We start from the raw sequence: 2,777 nt of genomic DNA, 5'->3' as shown, positions 1-2,777 counted from the left end.
CCTAGTCGCGTGGCTCTGCACCGACGCCGCCGAGTGGGTGACCGGGCAGGTTATCGACTCGAACGGCGGCGGCGTCTGACCTCGAGGCCGCAGCACCCGTCTCGGCCACCTCGTAGCCGATGGTGGCCGCCGGGATGAACGTGCTGTCGGTCGCTCCCTGCTGCACGAAGCTGATCTCGAGGGCGACCAGGCCACGCTCCAATGACAGCAGATCCCGCGTCGTAATGGACGGGGAGATCGGCCCGCGACCCCACTCCTGGTCAGCTCCGCGCCACGTGCGCAGGTAGTGGCGGCCCGCAGCGGACTCGTCCTCGAGGACGGCCAGCACTTCGAACGTGTCGATAAAGGGGACACCGACCTCGAGGCCGGTCGCGTAGACGAGCTCGGCGTCCGCAGCGGACGCTCGAAACCGGTACAAACCGTCGCTCCGGTTCGTGAGCCACACGCCGTCCTCGAAGACGCAGTGGTAGAAGCCGCGCGGAGCGTCGATCCGGTACCACGCCTCGCCCTCGATGGTGGAGTCGCGCTCCACGCGAACCGTGTACCGGTCCTCCCGAGCGCGACGGAGGGTGTCTCCGACGGTGCCGTCTCGCTCGTACCGAACGCTGTAGGCTTCCTGTAACGTCCACTCCGCTCCGACAGCGAGCGGCAGGACCGGCGACGGCGAGGGCACGAGCTCATCGACGGTGGAGTCGCAGGCCGAGATCGAGACGGCGAAGGCGAGAAGAGCGAGGCTACGGAACCGCATGGCAAAGGGAGGCGGTGAGAAAGAGGTAGCCTGGGTGCAGTCGCGCGTCGGTCTAGGTCGTCCCCAACACTACGACGCTGATCCGGAACGATCAAGCGGGACGGCCACCGTCCACGCACATTTGACCTATAGATCCCACACAAAAAAGGTTCGACCTCGAGGTCGGACCCCAGCGGGCTCGGTGCGGCGCGGCTCGCGGCCGTCCTCGAGGGGTGTTCGTCCTCGAGGTCGAGTCGTGTTATTCGACGCCCAGGTCGCGCGCGGCCGCGTTGGCGACGCGATCGAGGACGTCAGCCTGGTCGTAATGGCCCGTTCGGACCTTCTCACGAAGCTCGTGAAGCTCGCGGACGCTCAGGTCCGCGCCGAGCCGCAGCGCCGTGCGCGCGATCTCGAGGTCGGAAGCCGCGTCGGCAGCCGGAGGAGCGAGCGGCTGAGCCAGCGCTGCGGCGGAGAGCTCGACGCGGTCAGCGTCAGTTCCTGCCGGCGCGGACGGTGTACTGCTCGTCCTCGAGGGGTTCGGCCCACGGCTTGTAGACGAGTCGACTTTGGCGACCGGTTTAGCGAGGGAGTCGAGAGAGGATCGGACGTTCATGGCCATAGGGTAAGGAAGGCTGTGAACCTTGTACCCCTGATCGAGGGGTGAGAGAGAAGCTTAAGTGCTCACCGAAAAAAATCAGCGCGGCGCCGTATCCAGCACCGAGCGTTCTACCGAAGACTGGCGATAGAAACCGTCAGCGCGGGCAACATCGGACACCGTCGCAATGGCGTTGCCGAGCGATTCGAGGCCATCGCGAAAGGCCTTCATCAGCCGCTCGGCCTGCTCACGCGCTTGCGCCGTCGCCTCGGTCGATGGGGCGCCAAGTCCAGCGTCGTCTAGGGCCTCGATGGCTCGCTGTCGGTCGTCGAGCGCGTCCGAGACGGCATCAAGGTCGCCGGCCTCGATGGCGGCCACGGCACGGTCACCGGCCTCGAGGACGCTAGCGTGAAGTCGGTCCATGGCTAGAAGAAAAAGAGGGATTGGATCGAGGCCTGCTGCCCCTCTGCCTGTGCCAGCTGCTGCTGGAGCCTGGCAAACTGCTCTCGGAGCGAGTCCTCACGGGTTTGCAGACGAGCGTCCCACCGCTCGATCTGCGTGCTGAGGCTCTCGATACGGGCGTCGACACTTTCCTTTCTGGACTCGATTGATCCACTAGCCCCGAGCAGACTCTCCAGCCGGGACGCGAACCGAGACGCGATCCCATCGTCGGCCGTGAACAAGTTCGCGACGTCAGCAGACGAGGTTGCGAGGGCGTCGTTGAGCGCAGCAGAGTCAGCGACCGTGAGCGTCCCGTCGCGGTTGGTCTCGATACCAATGTCAGCCAGCCGCGAGAACTCGCCGCCGGTAACCCCGGAGAGCAAGTCACCACGAAGACCCGTCCGGAGTCCACGCACTGACGTGTCGCTGGCGAACACGCCGCGCGTACCGGCATCAGGATCGACTCGGGATTTGTCTGCCACGAACGTGACGAGCGCATTGTACTCCTTGACGAACGCGTCGATGTCCTTGCGCGTCGCGGTCGTATCTGGCCCTATCGCGAGAGCTTCCGGCGCGTCTGTCACCTTCGTAAGCGTCAGGGTAACACCATCGAGGGCGTCGTCAACGGAGTTGGTGTCCCGGTAGATCTCGAGCCCGTCGAGCGTGAACGCGGCGCTCAGAGCCGAATCATCGGGCCCCGTCCCGACCTCGCGAACGGCGCCGCCGCCCGTCCCAGATCGAACAGCGGTGCTGCTTACCTGAAGCTCGGCGAGGAGCCCATCGGGATCAGAAAACGTAAGCCGGTTGCCGTACCCGGTCGCCTTGCTGGACAGCGTGAGTCTCGAGGTCCCGTCCGTCTCGTGAACGACTGACGCCGACGCGCCCGTTCCGTCCTCGAGCGGTTGAGCGACCCGTTGCAGTCGCCGTTCGGGGCCCTCTCCGCCACGAGCGGGAGCGGGTTCAAAGCCTCCGCTAGCGACGACGCGGCGTCGGCCTCTCACGAGATCCAAGTCG

General features: G+C 65.9%; 4 protein-coding genes. All 4 read right to left on the bottom strand.

What is annotated here, in order from left to right; genetic code table 11:
* Position 1: 1 nt before the first annotated feature.
* Positions 2-748: a hypothetical protein gene (locus WBA11_RS01090; RefSeq protein WP_424518887.1), complete on the bottom strand. Its 747-nt coding sequence runs from the start codon at positions 746-748 to the stop codon at positions 2-4.
* Between the two features lie 238 nt (positions 749-986).
* Positions 987-1,340 carry a hypothetical protein gene (locus tag WBA11_RS01085; RefSeq protein ID WP_424518886.1) on the bottom strand — a complete coding sequence of 118 codons (354 nt, stop codon included), beginning with the start codon at positions 1,338-1,340 and terminating at the stop codon, positions 987-989.
* A gap of 81 nt (positions 1,341-1,421) precedes the next feature.
* Positions 1,422-1,700 carry a hypothetical protein gene (locus tag WBA11_RS01080; RefSeq protein ID WP_424518885.1) on the bottom strand — a complete coding sequence of 93 codons (279 nt, stop codon included), beginning with the start codon at positions 1,698-1,700 and terminating at the stop codon, positions 1,422-1,424.
* Positions 1,701-1,747: 47 nt separating this feature from the next.
* On the bottom strand, positions 1,748-2,777 hold a 1,030-nt coding region (fliD, locus tag WBA11_RS01075; RefSeq protein ID WP_424518884.1), incomplete at its 5' end, for a flagellar filament capping protein FliD.

It is taken from the genome of Rubrivirga sp., from assembly GCF_049648075.1.
Lineage (GTDB): Bacteria > Bacteroidota > Rhodothermia > Rhodothermales > Rubricoccaceae > Rubrivirga.
The sequence above is the reverse complement of the archived record's forward strand: the minus strand, read 5'-3'. Positions and strand labels throughout refer to the sequence as shown.